This is a genomic window from Acinetobacter sp. MYb191 (assembly GCF_037572605.1).
Classification (GTDB): domain Bacteria; phylum Pseudomonadota; class Gammaproteobacteria; order Pseudomonadales; family Moraxellaceae; genus Acinetobacter; species Acinetobacter johnsonii.
Genome location: NZ_JBBGZP010000008.1, coordinates 199,021 through 215,632, shown reverse-complemented (window position 1 = coordinate 215,632; position 16,612 = coordinate 199,021). Strand labels below are relative to the sequence as shown.

Below are 16,612 nucleotides of genomic sequence, written 5' to 3'. Positions count from 1 at the left end.
AATTTACTTTGCTTTGGTGAGTAATGCTAAGCAGATTGAAATTAAAACCATCCCAATCCAACCGATTGGTGCAAGTTGTTCTCCCACCAACAGGATTGCAAAAACAGCAGCAACCAAAGGTTCAAACAGTGTCAAAGTAATGGCTTTACTGGCAGGCACAGTTTTTAAGCCATATCCAAATAAAACATAGCCCAAAAACATTGGAATCAACATCATATAACCCACGACATAAAGGTTGATGTTTTCTTCAAACAAGTTTGAACCCGTTATCCATAAAGTCGGAAGTAATAATAAAGAGCCAAGTCCGAAGATGAGCCCCATAGACGCTTTTGCATCCATTCCTTGGTCAATCATTCGTTTTGCCGCCCAAGAATATAAAGCATAGGTCAATCCCGCAACCGCCCCTAAAGCAATACCCAACATTGGTCGGTTTTGGGATAGATTTTCCGTGGTTGACACAGCATGTGATTCCCCGAGTGAAAGTAGCGCAACGCCCGTCACCCCCAAGATAAAACTCATCAGCCATGTCATTGAAAGTGCTTTTCGGTCAAACACCCTTTCTAAAAGTGCGGTAAATAAAGGCGCCGTACCAATCGACACGACTGTCCCAATGGTGATGCCTGCATAGTGCATAGATGAATAAAAGGCCAACGGATAAATAAAAACCGCAATTACACCTACACCGAGCATCACTGCATTGGCTTTGACATGTACCAGATGGTAGATAATACTTTTTCGCGCCAAAAGTGCCTGTAACAGTCCACCACCGCCCATTGCCGCAGCGCCAACCGCCAAAGGACTCAAGTTGGGTGCAAAAGATGCGACTGTGCCCGTCGTTCCCCATAGAAAAGCAGCGAACAGCACTGCAATAAAACCATAATTTGGTACTACAGAAACAGACTGATTCACGTGCTGATTTCCTGTGCTAAAAGTGTTTTCACCATCGCTGTTGCAGCTTGCACTTTTTCACTCGAGCTTTCCAAGCCTGCTCGCGCAATCGATCCCTCTAGAATAAAAGACAACAACAAAGCCATTTGTTTAACCTTGTCTGCGTCCGAAATAATATAGGCAAGCTGTGTAGAGATAATGTTTTCAATTTCATCCTTATGCGCTTTCACAGCCAAGCGCTCGGCGCTGTGCGCTGGGAACTCAGCAGCAGCATTCAACAAACCACAGCCCCTAAAGCCTTTTTCATAGGCAAACTCAGCATAGTCTTGATAGGCTTCAAAAACCGCGACAATTTTATCAATAGGAGTATGTGCTTGTTGGTTTCGAAGCGCATACAAATCTAACCACTCTTGATGCCGTGCTTCTATATAAGAAGTGATCAAGTCAGCCTTGGTCGGGAAATTATTATATAAGGACATTTTGGCAACTTTGGCCTTATCGGTAATGCTGTTAATCCCTGTACTGGTGATGCCATCGTTATAAAACAAAATCGCGGCTGCATCTAAAATTTTCTGTTTCGCAGTTTTCGTATTCATCACACTCAACTAAGTAGACCGATCTAACTAATTTATAGAATCTGTAAAAATATGCAAGACACCTTTGCTTATTTAATGAAGGAAATATCAGATGAATCAAATACGGGAGAATACCCTTCAATCGACCCATCGCAATGGCGGTATAAAAAAAACGAAACGGAACTATCGCTCTATACTTTTACAAATCATATGTAGTTCCAACTTATAGGTAAGAAGTTACTAGATAAACCAAACGAAGGATGTTAAGAACCGTTCAGATGAAATTGAGAAACTTTCGAAAAACTGATCTACCAAAACGACTACTACATAGCACAACAGTGTAGTCTCTATAACTGCTTGTCTAAAAACGAATAGCGAATCTAAAAAGGGATCGAGTTGGACAACTCAAGCTATAGCTGAATACTATAAAAGAAGGTTAAATACCTTAAATAAAAAAAAGCAGTAAGAGAAGGTCTGACTGCTTTTTTTAGAATTTGATCACTGCCGATCTATGTGGTGTTCCCCACACTACTTGACGTAATAGCCCAACTTAAACTTGGGTTATCGATTAATGATTAGTTTTAATTTGTATTTAAAAATAATTTGGCGGAAGCGGTGAGATTCGAACTCACGGAGGACTCACACCCTCGTCGGTTTTCAAGACCGGTGCATTAAACCGCTCTGCCACGCTTCCATGGGCGCTATCATATAAATAAAAATATTTTTTGGCAAATATTTTTCATCTCATGGCCTGCAAAAAGCCACTATTCAGCTAAAAAATATTCAATCTCAATAAGATATTAAATTTACAGCCTCTATAGGATGGAAAATTGATCAATAACTCTGGCATCTTTTAAAAATTAACTTTAAAAAAGGCATAAAAAAAACCCTGACTCAGTCAGGGTTTTTGAATTTGGCGGAAGCGGTGAGATTCGAACTCACGGAGGACTCACACCCTCGTCGGTTTTCAAGACCGGTGCATTAAACCGCTCTGCCACGCTTCCATGGGCGCTATCATATAAATAAAAATATTTTTTGGCAAATATTTTTCATCTCATGGCCTGCAAAAAGCCACTATTCAGCTAAAAAATATTCAATCTCAATAAGATATTAAATTTACAGCCTCTATAGGATGGAAAATTGATCAATAACTCTGGCATCTTTTAAAAATTAACTTTAAAAAAGGCATAAAAAAAACCCTGACTCAGTCAGGTTTTTTGAATTTGGCGGAAGCGGTGAGATTCGAACTCACGGAGGACTCACACCCTCGTCGGTTTTCAAGACCGGTGCATTAAACCGCTCTGCCACGCTTCCATGGGCGACATCATATAAACATTCAATCTACTTGGCAAATACTTTTCTTCAAAAATCACACCAAGTGGCTAAAATTAAAACAAAATCTTTTAGTTCTCTGAACTTTCAGGTCTGTCATAACGAATTGAATTGACATACCAGTGTTTTTTTCCAGTTGGCGTCAACACTTCAACTTCATCATCGACTTGTTTAGAGAGTAAAGCCCGTGCCATCGGTGAGTCAATCGAGATGTGCTGCGGGTGATGATCATAAATTTCATCCACCCCGACGATGCGTAAGGTTTTTTGCTCCCCTGCGTCATTTTCAATCTCGACCCAAGCCCCAAAATAAATCTTGCCAGCCTGCTCTTCAGAAAAGTCGATAATACGAAGTTCTTCGAGGCGTTTTCCCAAGTAGCGAACCCGTCGATCAATCTTACGTAAAAGCTGTTTGTTGTACTGATAATCCGCGTTTTCACTACGATCACCAAGGCTCGCCGCCCAGTTTACTTTCTTGGTAATTTCAGGGCGTTCTTCATGCCAAAGCTGCTTTAATTCCGCCACCAATTTGTCGTGACCAGCACGTGTAATTAAGTTTGATTTCATGATGAATGCCGTCTAAATCTGCTTATTGATTTACAACAAAGGATTATTTTATCCCTTATTTCTCCACAACAGAAGTTTATAAAATAAATTCATGAATTAAATTAAATCGTTACGTTACATTTTTCAAAAAAATATTGCACAAAATTTGACACTTTTAAAATTGCTATATATTATGCGCACATCTAAATTAGTTGCCTATTTTTTAATCTATGTAGTTTTTCTACATAATCTTCTTAATCCCATGTCATTTTGAATGACGTCATGAATGCCCAACCTCTTATTGAATTTAGACAACTTGAACTCGTTTTAAGGCATGTTTTTGCCTTTACGTTCTAGGGCATAAATTACTTGTAGCGGAGACAACATGCACAGTAGTTCAACTTCTGGATCGAGGCTTTGCCTTAATTCATTAACTTTCTCTCTCCCGTTGAAAGCCCTTGCTTTAAGTACTTTGTTAATTCCATTTCATAGTATTAATGCAAGTAAGACCTACCAATATGATAACGTCGTCAATCATAATAAATTGACTGTCGTTTCAGTGGAAAACCCAACGACCGTTTTTAAAGATGGTCAGCATTTGCATGGTTTTGGTTATGACCTTGCACGTAACTATGCAGACAGCTTAAATGTAAAGCTAGACTTCAAAACCGTCCCCGATAATGCTACAGCACTTAAATGGGTAGCACAGGGCAAAGCAAATTTTGCAATGACGACGGCAAGTGTTCAAACGATTGAACAAAAAAGTCTCGCAACCTTTTCTGCAACTTGTGGTGATTTAAACGTTTTACGTAAAAATGGCCTCAATACTGAGCTGAACTGGGTGTTTAAACATGCGAATGATCCATTGACGCAAACGGCGAGTGGATTCGTCTGCCGTGGTAAACAATCTGGTTCAATTGGTCAATTGGCCTCTTTTTACAACCGTAATGTCGTGAAGCCTGAAAACTGGAATACGATTCAACGTGATTTGCGTCAGCGTATGCCAATCTATAAGGCCAGTTTTAAAAGCACAGCGCAAAAGTACGATTTAGATTGGCACTTATTAGCAGCGATTGGTTATCAAGAGTCTTATCTTAAACCGAACTCCGTTTCTCCCACGGGTGTTCGTGGTTTGATGATGTTGACCAATAGCACAGCCAAAGCCATGGGTGTAAGTAACCGTACCGATCCAGCGCAAAGCATTCAAGGTGGTGCCAAGTACTACGACCAAATGCTGAGTCGCTATGAGGATATCCCCTTCCCTGACCGTAACTGGTATGCATTGGTTGCGTACAATATGGGACCGGGTGCGGTGAATCAGATTCAAAAACGCATTCAGGCACAAGGTAAAGATCCCAATAACTGGCTCAATTTGTATGCTTACTTAGAGCATAACCAAGCCAAAAATGGTCGCTACCGTCAAGCGCTTCAATATGTTACGCGTATCCGGGCTTATCTTGAGCACATTAAAACCACGCCGCAGCTGGTCAATATCTAAAAGATCATCTCTAGTGGCATAAAAAAAGCTTACCTTTATAGGTAAGCTTTTTTTATTTCAGAACACTTAAGCCGTTTGCTCAAGCACTTTCTTAAATAAATCTTTCTGCTCTTGGCTTGGCTTCGCTGTTTGCAATGCCATCAACTGTGACATATCACCTTGAACTTTTATTTTACCCGTCATGAACGCTTGCATTGCTGCAGCCATATCAAACTCAAGGAACACTTTACGTAGTGTTTCAGCATCCATGTTCAAGGTTGTTTTCGCGTTCGAAGACAAACCTTTTTTAATTGCGCCACCATCTAAAGATAATTCGGTATTACCCGCATTGTCAGCAACAACTAAGTTAATTGCAAGATTCGCAAGTGCTGGCGGCAGGTTCAAATTCCCCGCTTGAGCAGTTAATGTTTCTACAGTTGAAAACCAATCATCAGTTAAAAAAGCAGGCATGATGTTTCCTCAATTCTTTGTTCGTTGTGTGCTGCCTATCCAGACGGCATCATTGTGAAGCTAAATATGCTCGGAGATTGTTATAGCATGTATATCCTACATGTGCCTAAAGTTTTTTGTACGTACCGTTCATATTTTATATTTCTTATACAAAGTTTATCAAAATCATCCACATAAAAAAAACACCAATCGTTGATTGGTGTTTTGCATTGGCCTAACTGACAAAATTAGTCTGCTGCAAAGCCAAGATTAACCATGTTAATGCGTTTGTTCTCCGGTTCATCTTCCGTTGAACAACTTTCACCTTTAAAGTCGAATTCACGTTCGCTATCTAACGCTTCAAAGTCGAATAACTCACGATCTGCCAACTGCGATGGCGAAACATTCTGCAAAGCGCCAAAAATACTGTGTAGACGCTTTGGATGTGCTTTATCCCACTCACGCAACATGTCATTTAACATGGCACGTTGCAGATTTTCCTGAGAACCACACAAGTTACACGGAATAATCGGGAACTGACGCATTTCAGCATATTTAATGATGTCTTTTTCTTCCACATAAGCCAGTGGGCGAATCAAGATGTTCTTTTTATCTGACGATAACAATTTAGGAGGCATCGCCTTTAAGCTGCCGCCATGGAATAAGTTCAAGAAGAAAGTCGCCAAGATATCATCACGGTGATGCCCCAACGCCACTTTGGTCGCGCCAATTTCTTGCGCAAAGCCGTATAAAGAGCCACGGCGTAAGCGTGAACAAACTGCGCAGTAGGTCTTGCCTTCAGGCGTTAAGCGTTTGGTGATGCTGTAGGTGTCTTTTTCTAAGATATAGTAGGGAATATTATTCTCTTCTAAATAACGTGGTAACACGTCCTCAGGGAAACCGGGTTGCTTCTGGTCCAAATTCACAGCCACCACATCAAAATTGATCGGTGCAATGCGTTTAAACTGCAACATAATATCGAGCAAGGTATAACTGTCCTTACCACCGGAGATGCAGACCATCACTTTATCGCCTTCTTCGATCATTTTAAAATCGCGAATGGCATGACCCACCTGACGGCGTAACTTTTTCAACAGACGATAATACGCAGAGCTAGTGGGTAGTTCTGGTTTAAAATTAAATCCCTGATTGGACTCAACTGGCGAGAACATAGACGAGTTAAACCTTAAAAAAAATACCGCGCAATTTTATCCGATTCACAGCCATCTCGCACCTAAAGAATGTAAATTCTCATGAATTGTCATTGCTGTCATATTCATGTATTGAAATCGGTTTAACTTTGAACGATTGCGTTCATATTTTAGCTGAACTGCTTATGTTTTGGACTTTTCCACATTTTTCCACAAAAGCTGGGGATAACTTTGTGGATTCTAATCGACTTGACAGGGTGTTCCCCCCACTCTTTAAGGCTTCTATTTAAATCGATCATTTTTTGATCAATTTATTTACCATTAAATTTCAATAGCTTAACCCAGTCAAGCAATCCTCATTAAAAATAAATTAATTATTTTTTTTGATTACTTGCTCAACAATTTGACTTGATTTTTACAAAGACATGGATTTTTTGAACTTAAAATAGTTTCAGACGGTTCTTTTTTTGCTAAACTCATTTCTAGTCACTGAAATCGATTTTTTTACGATTAATAATAGATAATGAAAAATAAGCTGCTTTTGAGTCGTGTTTTACGTTTTGGGGTGTATGACGATTTCGTTCATGGCACTGGATTGTCACGCGGGTCAAACCATCTACCAATTGAGAGATTCCAACGGCACGACCTTGTTAACCAATAAACAAAGTCGTTATAGCAACTTAAAAGTCGAAAAGAAAACCTATTATCCAGACAGTAATATCCATAGTTATAGTAACTGGGGGGCCTCTGAATCTTCCGTATTGCCCAGTTATAGTCGCAACAAAAATGCTTTTGACCACATTATTAGACAAGCGGCTCAAACCCATGGTGTTTCTGAAGGCTTAATTAAAGCGGTCATGCATACCGAATCAGGCTTTAATGTGAATGCACGCTCACCTGTTGGGGCTCAAGGTCTAATGCAACTCATGCCTGCGACAGCACGGCGCTTTAATGTCTCTAATGCATATGATCCACAGCAAAACATTAATGCGGGTGCCAAGTATTTGGCATGGCTGATGAAACGCTTTAACGGCAACACTAGTCTTGCGCTCGCAGGCTACAATGCCGGCGAAGGCAATGTACAAAAGTACGGTGGTATTCCACCCTTCCGTGAAACTCAAGACTATGTTCGCCGGGTGAGTAGCCGTTATAGCAATTTATATGCGGGCGGGATCAACATCTCTTCAGGCTCGAATAACACACCGGCCAATGCTCAAGTCATTGCACAATCTGCACATTACGATGCAGACTCTTCTCCAAGCACACAACTCAGTGTGAGTCGTAGCGCACCTTCACGTCAAATTATCCTCGCAGCCGATGGCAGTTTTACTGATGCGCCGGGTTCCTATGCCACCGCCAATGCAACCGCCTCTGCCCGCATCCAAATTTCAGAATAATTTTTATAGCAGTTTTATTATTTTTCTTGAATTTTGAAGAGTTTCACCTCATATTGAGATCAATGATTTTCGATTTATAAATCAGATTATTTTTTTATTATAAGAGGATTTTCTCAATGATGCGGATTGGTTTGTTCTTGCTAACCAACCTCGCGGTACTGGTTGTAGCTGGCATTATCTTGTCACTCTTCGGTGTCGGTAGTTACCATGGCGCGGGTGGCTTAAATCTAGGTAACCTACTGGTTATCTGTTTTGTCTTTGGTATGGTTGGCTCAATGATTTCTCTATTCATGTCAAAATGGATGGCGAAAAAAACAACTGGTACAGAGTTAATTGACCCAAATGCCCCGCGCAACCAAGCTGAAGCATGGTTGTTACAAGAAGTCGCTCAATTGGCGCAACGTTCTGGTATTAAAATGCCAGAAGTCGGTATTTTCCCGTCTTACCAATCTAATGCTTTTGCTACAGGTTGGAACAAGAACGATGCATTAGTTGCAGTTTCTACCGGCTTACTTGAGCGTATGAATAAAGACGAGCTTCGTGCAGTTTTGGCTCACGAAATTGGTCACGTCGCCAATGGTGACATGGTGACTTTGGCGCTCGTTCAAGGTGTAGTGAACGCCTTTGTGATGTTCTTTGCACGTGTCGCAGGTGATTTCATTGACCGTAATGTCTTTGGTCGTGAAGACGGTGAAGCACCAGGTTTAGCTTATTTTGCCATTACCATCGTGCTTGATATTGTCTTTGGTATTTTAGCTTCTGCAATCGTGATGTGGTTCTCCCGCTACCGCGAATATCGTGCAGATGAAGCAGGCGCGCGTCTTGCAGGCAAACAAGCAATGATTTCAGCCTTGTTACGCTTACAAGCGGAGTCACAACTTCCAGATGCGATGCCTAAAGAAATGAAAGCGTTTGCGATCGCGGCAGGTCAAGAACAAGGCTTTAGTTTAGCCGCTTTGTTCCAAACTCACCCGACGATTGAACAACGTGTTGCTGCTTTACAACAGCTCGATTGTCCATAAACAATTCGTTCACAAGATTTTAAAAAGCCTCCACTTGGAGGCTTTTTTGTGACTCTGCATAACAGAACATTTTTATTCAATCGTCACTTCGATACAGCGTAATAAACTGCCATTTGGGTCAACAATACAAAACTGGCGGATCTCGTCAAAATCCTGAATATAGGTCATACGAGCGCTTTCCCACAACGACCAATTCACTTTAGACCAGTATTCATAATAGGGTTGAATTTCCGCTACGCGTATACAGGCACTATGCCATGAACTGTTAGGGTCTAAATGCGGATGATGGAAAAATTCCAGTGTCATTTCGCCCAAACGCAGAATCATCCACTCTGCGGACTGATAAACCAGATCAAAGCCCAAGCTTTGATAAAATAAAGCAGTGCACGCCAAATCAATCGCTGGCAAATTTGCCGTAATCTGACCTTCAAATTTCATGAGTGGCTATCCTAAGTTTAGTCCCTGTAACCAATGCCACATCACACTACCACCCCACCACAATAAGCCCATAAAACACACCAAAAAGATCAGTCCAAACAAATCGGGGATGTGTAGCCAAAGCCATGCCACTACTGGATTTCGCCAAAATGCGGATTGTTGCTGTTTCTTTTCCAATTTTTCATGGAGAAAAGGATGCGTCACATGATGTTCTGAATGGATTTGGTATTCTTCCCGAATATGGTCATGAACCACATCCAGTGCTTTACGACTCGGACGTATAAAAATATCAAACAATGTCCCTAACACGGGGATAAAACCGACCACAGCATCAAGCATAGCCAGCTTCAATACTGGACTCAATTTCTCTTGCGGTACGCCAATTTGCTTGGCTTTATAAATGGCATAACACGTTAGGGCAAAACCAGCGATATCACCAGCAATCGGAACAGTACTCAACGCAGCATCGGCACCGACACCCTGCTTGGTGAACGGAATACGCACCACAGAATCCATCATATTGGCATATTTGGCCAAATCACGCTCTAAACGAATGACATCTTGCTGGCTCATTTTTTTTTGTTCTAAGGGTTCAGGCATGTTGTTACTGACCTCCATCATTTCAACCACATTAACATCATAAAACCACTGAATTATGCTGGTTTTTATGACTTTTTTCTGTGCTAACTTTGTGCTGAAACAATTGCTTATAAGCTTAAGACAAGGTCAAAATTTGCGACGCAATCAGCAGATATACCACCACGCCTGACGCATCACAAATTGAGGTGACCAAAGGTGCAGATGCACTGGCTGGGTCGAGTTTCATGCGGTTTAAGATAAATGGCAGACTCATACCAATCAGACAACCCATCAACACAATGCCCATCATACTCAGTGCCAATACTACGGCGACCAGAATGTCCCCACGGAAATAGCCCAAGATGGAGACTGCCGTTGCCATGGTTCCACCCAAGCACAGCGCAACCAAACTTTCACGTCCTAGCAAATAAAACCAGTCTTTAAAATGTACATCACCGGTTGCCAGTGCACGTACCATTAAGGTTGCGGATTGAGACCCCGCATTTCCCCCACTTCCCACCAGTAAAGGTAGGAAAAATACCAAAACAATATGTGCCGCAATCAAGTCTTCAAAGTGCGCAATTCCCAGCCCTGAGAGTAAACTACCAAAAACCAGAAACACCAACCAAAACACCCGCTTCTTATACAATAAGAGGATTGGAGCCGTTTTAATACTCATCTGCGGACTGGCCGCAACCGCACTACTTTTTAGAATATCTTCTGTGGTTTCTTGTTGTACCACATCCATTGCATCGTCATAAGTCACAATCCCCAATAGGCGCTGCTGCTCATCGACAATGGGCAAAGCCATAAAATCATAATGAGCCAGTTTCTGTGCAATACTTTCCTGATCCTCACTGACTAAACCCGTGATGACATGGCTAGTCATAACCTGTCCAATCAATTGCTCAGGCGGAGACTGGATAATTTGCCGCAGCGAAATCACACCGTGTAAATAACGCGAGGCATCGGTCACATAGATGAGATATAAAGTTTCACTTTCCGCTGCATGCTGTCGTATATGTTGAATCGCCTGTTGCATGGTCATTTCGGCATGTACCGTAATAACCTCAGTGCTCATAATTGCACCCGCAGACTCGGCTGGATAATCCATCAAGGTCTTCAGCTGAGCTTGAACATGCGCGTCTAACTGCGGAAAAATATGACCTTGAACGTCCTGCGCTAAGCTTTGAAATAAATCGGTGCGATCATCCGAATGCATATGAGCCAGTAGCTTCAGCAGCAAAGCCTGAGGCAATTGCGCTGCTAGCTGCTGCTGCTCAGTTAATGCTAAAAACTCAAAGACATAACTGGCTTGTGGTAATTGTTCCAATAGGCGAATTTGGTCATTTATAGGCAGGCCCATTAAAATATCAGCCAAATCCGCAGTGCTGTACTGTTTCAAACTTTGGATAAAAGCATGGTTATCGGGCTGATTTAATTGCTCTTGGAAATCTTGCTGTGAAAATGACGGATTTGGCATACACCACTCAAATATTGTTTTTCTTTATCTATGCGAGTATAGCAAAGGATCTTTAAATGTCAGGCCTTTCAGCCTGATTGGGTTAAAGGTTCGCTTTGCCTATTCGCTGCATACGAATGTTTCGGATTCAAGCTTAAACTTCGTCCTGAGGTGTTCGTCCATGAAACACACGGCGAACCAAGACATACATTAAAGGAATAAATAGCAACACTAATACCGTGCCAAAAATCACGCCACCGAGTACACTCACCCCAATTTCCTGACGGCTTGCTGCCCCTGCACCAAAGGCAAAGACCAGAGGTGTGACACCCGCGCCAAAAGCCAAAGACGTCATTAAAATCGGGCGTAACCGTAAGCTTGCTCCTTCCAAGGCAGCTTCAATTGCAGTCTGGCCTTTTTGCTGCGCCAATGAAGCAAATTCCACAATTAAAATCGCATTTTTACAGGACAGACCAATTGTGGTCAGCAAGGCAATTTGGAAGTAAATATCATTCGGAAAACCCGTCAGATAACTGAACAGAATATTCCCACCGATACCGAGTGGAATCGCACTCATGACTGCCGTTGGAATACTCCAACTTTCATAAAGTGCAGCAAGGCATAAAAAGATAAAACCTATGGAGACCAAATACAGCAGCAATGCTTGGTTATTGGACTTGTTTTCCTCGAACGATAATCCACTCCAAGCCAAATCTATACCATCATGCCCTCGTACCATGCTTTGAACGTCTTGCATGGCTTGTCCCGAACTGACATTTTGTGCTGTATCCGCCTCCATTTCTAGTGCGGTATAGCCCATAAAGCGATTCACCACCTCAGGGCCTCCGCTCCAAGACACTTGGGCAAAATTTGTAAAAGGAATCATTTGGTTCAAATCATTCCGTACGGTCCACGCTTGAAGATCGTCAGGTTTTGAACGAAACTCGGCATCCCCTTGCATAATCACCCGTTTAATCCGACCACGGTCAATAAAGTCATTGATATAACTTCCGCCCCAAGCACTGGATAAGGTGCTATTAATGGCGGTCTGACTCAGCCCATTGGCCAAAGCTTGTTTTTGGTTTACATCCACTTTGAGTTCGGCTTTATCTGGGTTAGAACGTTTATCTAAATTGCTAAAACTAGAATACTGCTTGGATGCATCTTGCAAAGTTTTGAACTGTGCTTCTAAATAAGCACGACCTTCGCCATTGATATCACGTATCCAAAACTCCATGCCATCGGTTTGCCCTAAGCCACTGACTGAAGACGGCATATTTACATTAATTTGTGCATTTCGATGCGACCTAAAATGAGCAATCGCCCGTTCTCGAATCGCTTGTGCGGAGTTCTCTTTCCCCTTACGTTCATCCCAATGTTTCAACGCAATAAAACCCTGACCTAAATTTTGTCCTGTTCCTGAGAAATTACGCCCATAGCGGATCATCACTAAATTGATATTGGCCTGTTCTTGGTCTAAAAAGTATTGCCGAATTTCTTCTCCCACCACACGGCTTTGACTCAGCGGTGCGCCATCGGCCAGTTTAAACTGCACACTTAAAATACCCTGATCTTCACTGGGAATAAAACTGGTCGGTAATGCTCGATAAAACAATGCAAAGACGGCAATTAACGCTACAAAAACCACCAGCATGATTTTACTGTGCTGAATGGTCTGAGTACTCAGTTTTAAATAACGCTGTTTTAGCTGATCTAACTTCAGATTAAACCAAGTTGCCCATCGTGCCGATTTATCATTGGGTTTTAAAATTAAGGCACATAGTGCAGGCGTTAGAATTAATGCGACCAGCAGCGATAGCGCCATGGCAGCAACTAAGGTCATTGAAAACTGACGGTAGATCACTCCTGTCGAGCCGCCGAAAAAGGCCATGGGAATAAATACTGCGGTTAACACCAAAGTAATCCCAATTAATGCCCCACTGATTTCCTGCATCGATGCAATCGAGGCTTGTTGAGCACTCATCTGCTGTTCATGCATCAGCCGCTCAACGTTTTCCACCACCACAATCGCATCATCCACCAGAAGCCCGATCGCTAAGACCAATGCAAATAAGGTTAAGGTGTTGATACTCATCCCGAGCACATACAGAATGGCCAGCGTGCCCAAAATTACAACAGGCACAGTGATGGTCGGTATCAGCGTTGCACGCCAATTTTGCAAAAAGACAAACATGACCACAATCACCAAAAGCACTGCTTCAAACAGTGTTTTGACCACTTCCTTAATCGACTCTTGCACAAAAGGCGTGTTATCACGTGGATAAACAATTTGATAGCCTTCAGGCAGTTTTGAGGACAATCGGCTGACTTCTTGTTTGATCAATGCCGAAGTTGCCAGTGCATTAGCCCCTGAAGACAGTGAAATGCCCATCCCCGCTGAAGGAAAACCATTAATGGTATTAAATGACTGGTAATTTTCCGCGCCCAGTTCCACCCGTGCGACGTCTTTTAAATAAATAAAACTGCCATCGCGGGTCGATTTGACAATGATGTTCTCAAATTCTACAACGGTTTTTAAACGTGTACCAGAGGTGACTTTGGCATTTAAATATTGATCTGACAGGCTGGGTAACTCGCCAATTGCTCCTGCGGCCACTTGCGTGTTTTGCGCTTCAACCGCCGCACGAATATCACTCGGCATCAGTCCATATTGACGCAGTTTATGCGGATTCAGCCATAAGCGCATGGCATACTGCGCACCAAAAACATCAACCTCGCCAACCCCATCAATACGGGCTAAATCTTGCTCCAAATGCGTCATCATATAATCTGACAGTGCAATATTGCTGCTTTTGCCTGTTTGGTCATATAGGCCAATCACCATATGCGTATCGCCAAGCGACTTATAGACATTGACCCCTTGACGCTGTACATCTTCTGGTAAACGGTTAATCACCCCATTGATGGCATTTTGAACTTGAACCTGAGCGGTATCTGGGTCGGTTCCATTTTCAAAACTAATGCTGATTCGACTACGGCCATTCGAGTCACTACTCGAACTAAAATACAGTAAATGATCAATCCCTTTAATTTGCTGTTCTAAAACCTGAGTAACGCTCTCCTCCACCGTCTCTGCCGACGCACCTGTATATGTTGCACTCACCGTAATTCGCGGAGGTGCAATATCGGGGTAGCGCTCTACAGGCAACTGAAAGGTGGCAAATAAACCAAATGCCATCACGATAATCGCCAGCACACCAGCAAAAATTGGACGATGAATAAAAAATTTAGACAGCATGGGTCTGCGGTACTCTTGGGTCTGAGGCTAGATCTAGAAACTGGTATCACTTTATGCTTGATCTTCTATGACGAATCATTAAAAAACAAGACTTAACAACATGAAATAGAACATTAGAGCTAAATATGAAGAAACTATGAAGAAAGCTTTTTGACCAATTGATGACATCCTGTAATTTTTCGCAATTTGTCATTGATCTGAGATATTAAAATTGAACACTGAAGCCGCAACACCACAATAAAATGTTGAGGAACACATGTTAAAAAGAACATTATTGAGTTTTATTTTTTTAAGTTTATTGGGCTGTCATCATGATGAAAAGAATAATGCCGCGTCCCAGCCGCCCCCAAACAACGCCGAATACATTGAGCCGACATTGCTTATTATTGGACATCGCGGCGCCAGCGCGCTACGCCCTGAACACACCTTAGCCGCTTATCAAAAAGCGATTGATGATGGTGCAGATTTTATTGAGCCTGATTTGGTGCCAACTCTAGACGGTTATTTAGTCGCTCGCCATGAAAATGAAATCGGAGGAACCACCAATGTCAGCAGCTTGCCGCAGTTTGCAGAACGCAAGACCAGTAAAATCGTTGATGGCGTAACTTACACAGGTTGGTTTACTGAAGACTTTACTTTAAACGAGCTGAAGCAACTGAAGGCACGAGAACGTATTCCAGAGATTCGTCCAGCAAATGCCCAATATAATGATCAATTTGATCTTCCCACTTTAGATGAAATTATTGAGCTGGTGGATGCGCACTATAAAAAGACAGGAAAAATTGTGGGCCTGTATATCGAAACCAAACATCCCAGCTATTTCCAAGGTCTCAATTTAGCCATGGAGCAACGTCTATTAACCACGCTGGCCAAACACACCTATAGTCGTGACATTGCACCGGTTTATATCCAGTCATTTGAAATCAGTAATTTAAAACAAATGCGTCAGCAATTGGATCAATTAAAATCGATTCGACATGCCAAAATTATTCAACTCTATGGCAGCAAGTCCGAACAACCTGCCGATGCTATGCTTGCCAAATCGACACTCCACTATAGTGATATGGCCACGCCTCAAGGGCTAAAAGATGTCGCAAGTTATGCGCATGGTGTTGGGCCAAGTAAAACCTATATCGTGCCGAATACTCAGCCGGTGACCCCGACCAGTTTTGTGAACGATGCACACGCAGTGGGCTTAAAAGTACATCCTTATACCCTACGCCCTGAAAACAATTTCTTAGCAGACTATTTAGACTGTAGCGCCATTGCCGCTGAAAAGTGCGAAAAAGGTGCACTGGCTGAGTTTGAGATTTTCTTTAAAGCTGGAGTGGATGGTGTCTTTACCGATGATCCCGCTTTAGGTCGTCAAGCCGCCGATGCTTTTTTGAAAAAATAGAATATGTCACACAAAGTAAACAAGACATTTAAGCATCTTGTTGACGTCAAACCCATATCCATCCTTTAACTATAGAGATTAAAAAGCAGGCTTTTTAATCTCTTTCTCCTTATTTTAGGTGCGCATAGATTAAGCACTTTTTGAATACTATAATTAAGTGACTTTTAATATAGATCATGTATTGTGGCTGAAATTTTAAAATGGTTGATAGTATGAGCCAATATTCCCCACTCAAAGGCAAGTCAGGTTTTAAACGTATTTTTAATGCAACTCATTATTCTATTTCAGGTTTTAAGGCCGCATTTTCGCACGAAGCAGCTTTTCGACAAGTCCTGTTGATTAACCTGATTCTGATTCCAACAAGCTTTTTCTGTGCTGTCAGTCGCTTAGAACAAGCCCTCATGGTAGCCGTCTGTTTACTTGCAATTATTGTTGAATTGTTCAATTCAGCCATTGAGGCGATTGTGGATCGTATTTCACTAGAGCGCCATGAGCTTTCAAAAAATGCCAAAGACATGGGTAGTGCTGCACAGTTTGTTTCTTTAAGTATTATCTTTATTGTTTGGCTGCTGATTCTGATGCCTTAACCTTTTTGTTCAATATTTCACGTTCAATCTATTCAACAAGCTCAAAATCAAGTC

At 42.0% G+C, this 16,612-nt stretch carries 14 protein-coding genes and 3 tRNA genes; 5 read left to right on the top strand and 12 right to left on the bottom strand.

The genetic code is table 11. The annotated features are described in order from the left end of the window. Positions 1–3 precede the first annotated feature (3 nt). The 6 genes from WH214_RS04215 to greB form a co-directional block, all read right to left on the bottom strand. Entirely contained in the window at positions 4–909 is a 906-nt protein-coding gene (locus tag WH214_RS04215) for a DMT family transporter (protein ID WP_279732200.1), read from the bottom strand. After that, positions 906–1,484, bottom strand: a complete 579-nt coding sequence (locus WH214_RS04210) for a TetR/AcrR family transcriptional regulator (protein ID WP_339422353.1) — start codon at positions 1,482–1,484, stop codon at positions 906–908. The genes WH214_RS04215 and WH214_RS04210 overlap by 4 nt, the downstream gene beginning before the upstream one ends. Before the next feature lie 583 nt (positions 1,485–2,067). Then, positions 2,068–2,157: transfer RNA gene (locus tag WH214_RS04205), tRNA-Ser, on the bottom strand. 220 nt (positions 2,158–2,377) lie between these two features. Further along, a tRNA-Ser gene (locus WH214_RS04200) sits at positions 2,378–2,467 on the bottom strand. A gap of 220 nt (positions 2,468–2,687) precedes the next feature. Further along, positions 2,688–2,777, bottom strand: a tRNA-Ser gene (locus WH214_RS04195). 89 nt (positions 2,778–2,866) lie between these two features. Next, positions 2,867–3,361, bottom strand: a complete 495-nt coding sequence (greB, locus tag WH214_RS04190) for a transcription elongation factor GreB (protein WP_339422352.1) — start codon at positions 3,359–3,361, stop codon at positions 2,867–2,869. Positions 3,362–3,725: 364 nt separating this feature from the next. On the opposite strand from greB, the gene WH214_RS04185 reads away from it, so the two are divergent. Next, positions 3,726–4,838, top strand: coding sequence for a transglycosylase SLT domain-containing protein (locus WH214_RS04185; protein WP_339422351.1), 1,113 nt, complete (start codon positions 3,726–3,728; stop codon positions 4,836–4,838). Positions 4,839–4,904: 66 nt separating this feature from the next. On the opposite strand, the gene WH214_RS04180 is transcribed toward WH214_RS04185, so the two are convergent. Together WH214_RS04180 and ttcA are read right to left on the bottom strand one after the other, a co-directional pair. Next, on the bottom strand, positions 4,905–5,288 hold the full coding sequence (locus WH214_RS04180) for an SCP2 sterol-binding domain-containing protein (protein WP_004695646.1): 384 nt from the start codon (positions 5,286–5,288) through the stop codon (positions 4,905–4,907). A 227-nt stretch (positions 5,289–5,515) separates the two neighbouring features. Further along, positions 5,516–6,439, bottom strand: a complete 924-nt coding sequence (gene ttcA / locus WH214_RS04175; protein WP_004695645.1) for a tRNA 2-thiocytidine(32) synthetase TtcA — start codon at positions 6,437–6,439, stop codon at positions 5,516–5,518. A gap of 563 nt (positions 6,440–7,002) precedes the next feature. Between ttcA and WH214_RS04170 the strand changes: the two genes are divergently transcribed. Continuing rightward, positions 7,003–7,815: a lytic transglycosylase domain-containing protein gene (locus WH214_RS04170; protein WP_339992905.1), complete on the top strand. Its 813-nt coding sequence runs from the start codon at positions 7,003–7,005 to the stop codon at positions 7,813–7,815. A 116-nt stretch (positions 7,816–7,931) separates the two neighbouring features. After that, complete coding sequence (gene htpX / locus WH214_RS04165) at positions 7,932–8,837, top strand: protease HtpX (RefSeq protein WP_004695643.1); 906 nt, start codon at positions 7,932–7,934, stop codon at positions 8,835–8,837. A gap of 72 nt (positions 8,838–8,909) precedes the next feature. Here htpX and WH214_RS04160 read toward each other — a convergent pair whose 3' ends face one another. From WH214_RS04160 to WH214_RS04145, 4 genes are all read right to left on the bottom strand, one after another. After that, positions 8,910–9,275, bottom strand: a complete 366-nt coding sequence (locus tag WH214_RS04160; RefSeq protein WP_339422350.1) for a bleomycin resistance protein — start codon at positions 9,273–9,275, stop codon at positions 8,910–8,912. A gap of 6 nt (positions 9,276–9,281) precedes the next feature. Beyond that, positions 9,282–9,875: a DUF4112 domain-containing protein gene (locus tag WH214_RS04155; protein ID WP_087013185.1), complete on the bottom strand. Its 594-nt coding sequence runs from the start codon at positions 9,873–9,875 to the stop codon at positions 9,282–9,284. Positions 9,876–9,990: 115 nt separating this feature from the next. Next, positions 9,991–11,337: a magnesium transporter gene (gene mgtE, locus WH214_RS04150; protein ID WP_339422349.1), complete on the bottom strand. Its 1,347-nt coding sequence runs from the start codon at positions 11,335–11,337 to the stop codon at positions 9,991–9,993. Positions 11,338–11,470: 133 nt separating this feature from the next. After that, the gene (locus tag WH214_RS04145; protein WP_339422348.1) at positions 11,471–14,575 is read right to left on the bottom strand and encodes a multidrug efflux RND transporter permease subunit; all 3,105 of its coding nucleotides are present in this window, start codon (positions 14,573–14,575) and stop codon (positions 11,471–11,473) included. A gap of 256 nt (positions 14,576–14,831) precedes the next feature. On the opposite strand from WH214_RS04145, the gene WH214_RS04140 reads away from it, so the two are divergent. Together WH214_RS04140 and WH214_RS04135 are read left to right on the top strand one after the other, a co-directional pair. Continuing rightward, positions 14,832–15,971, top strand: coding sequence for a glycerophosphodiester phosphodiesterase (locus WH214_RS04140; RefSeq protein WP_339422347.1), 1,140 nt, complete (start codon positions 14,832–14,834; stop codon positions 15,969–15,971). A gap of 212 nt (positions 15,972–16,183) precedes the next feature. After that, positions 16,184–16,558, top strand: coding sequence for a diacylglycerol kinase (locus WH214_RS04135; RefSeq protein ID WP_339422346.1), 375 nt, complete (start codon positions 16,184–16,186; stop codon positions 16,556–16,558). The last annotated feature ends 54 nt before the right edge of the window (positions 16,559–16,612 follow it).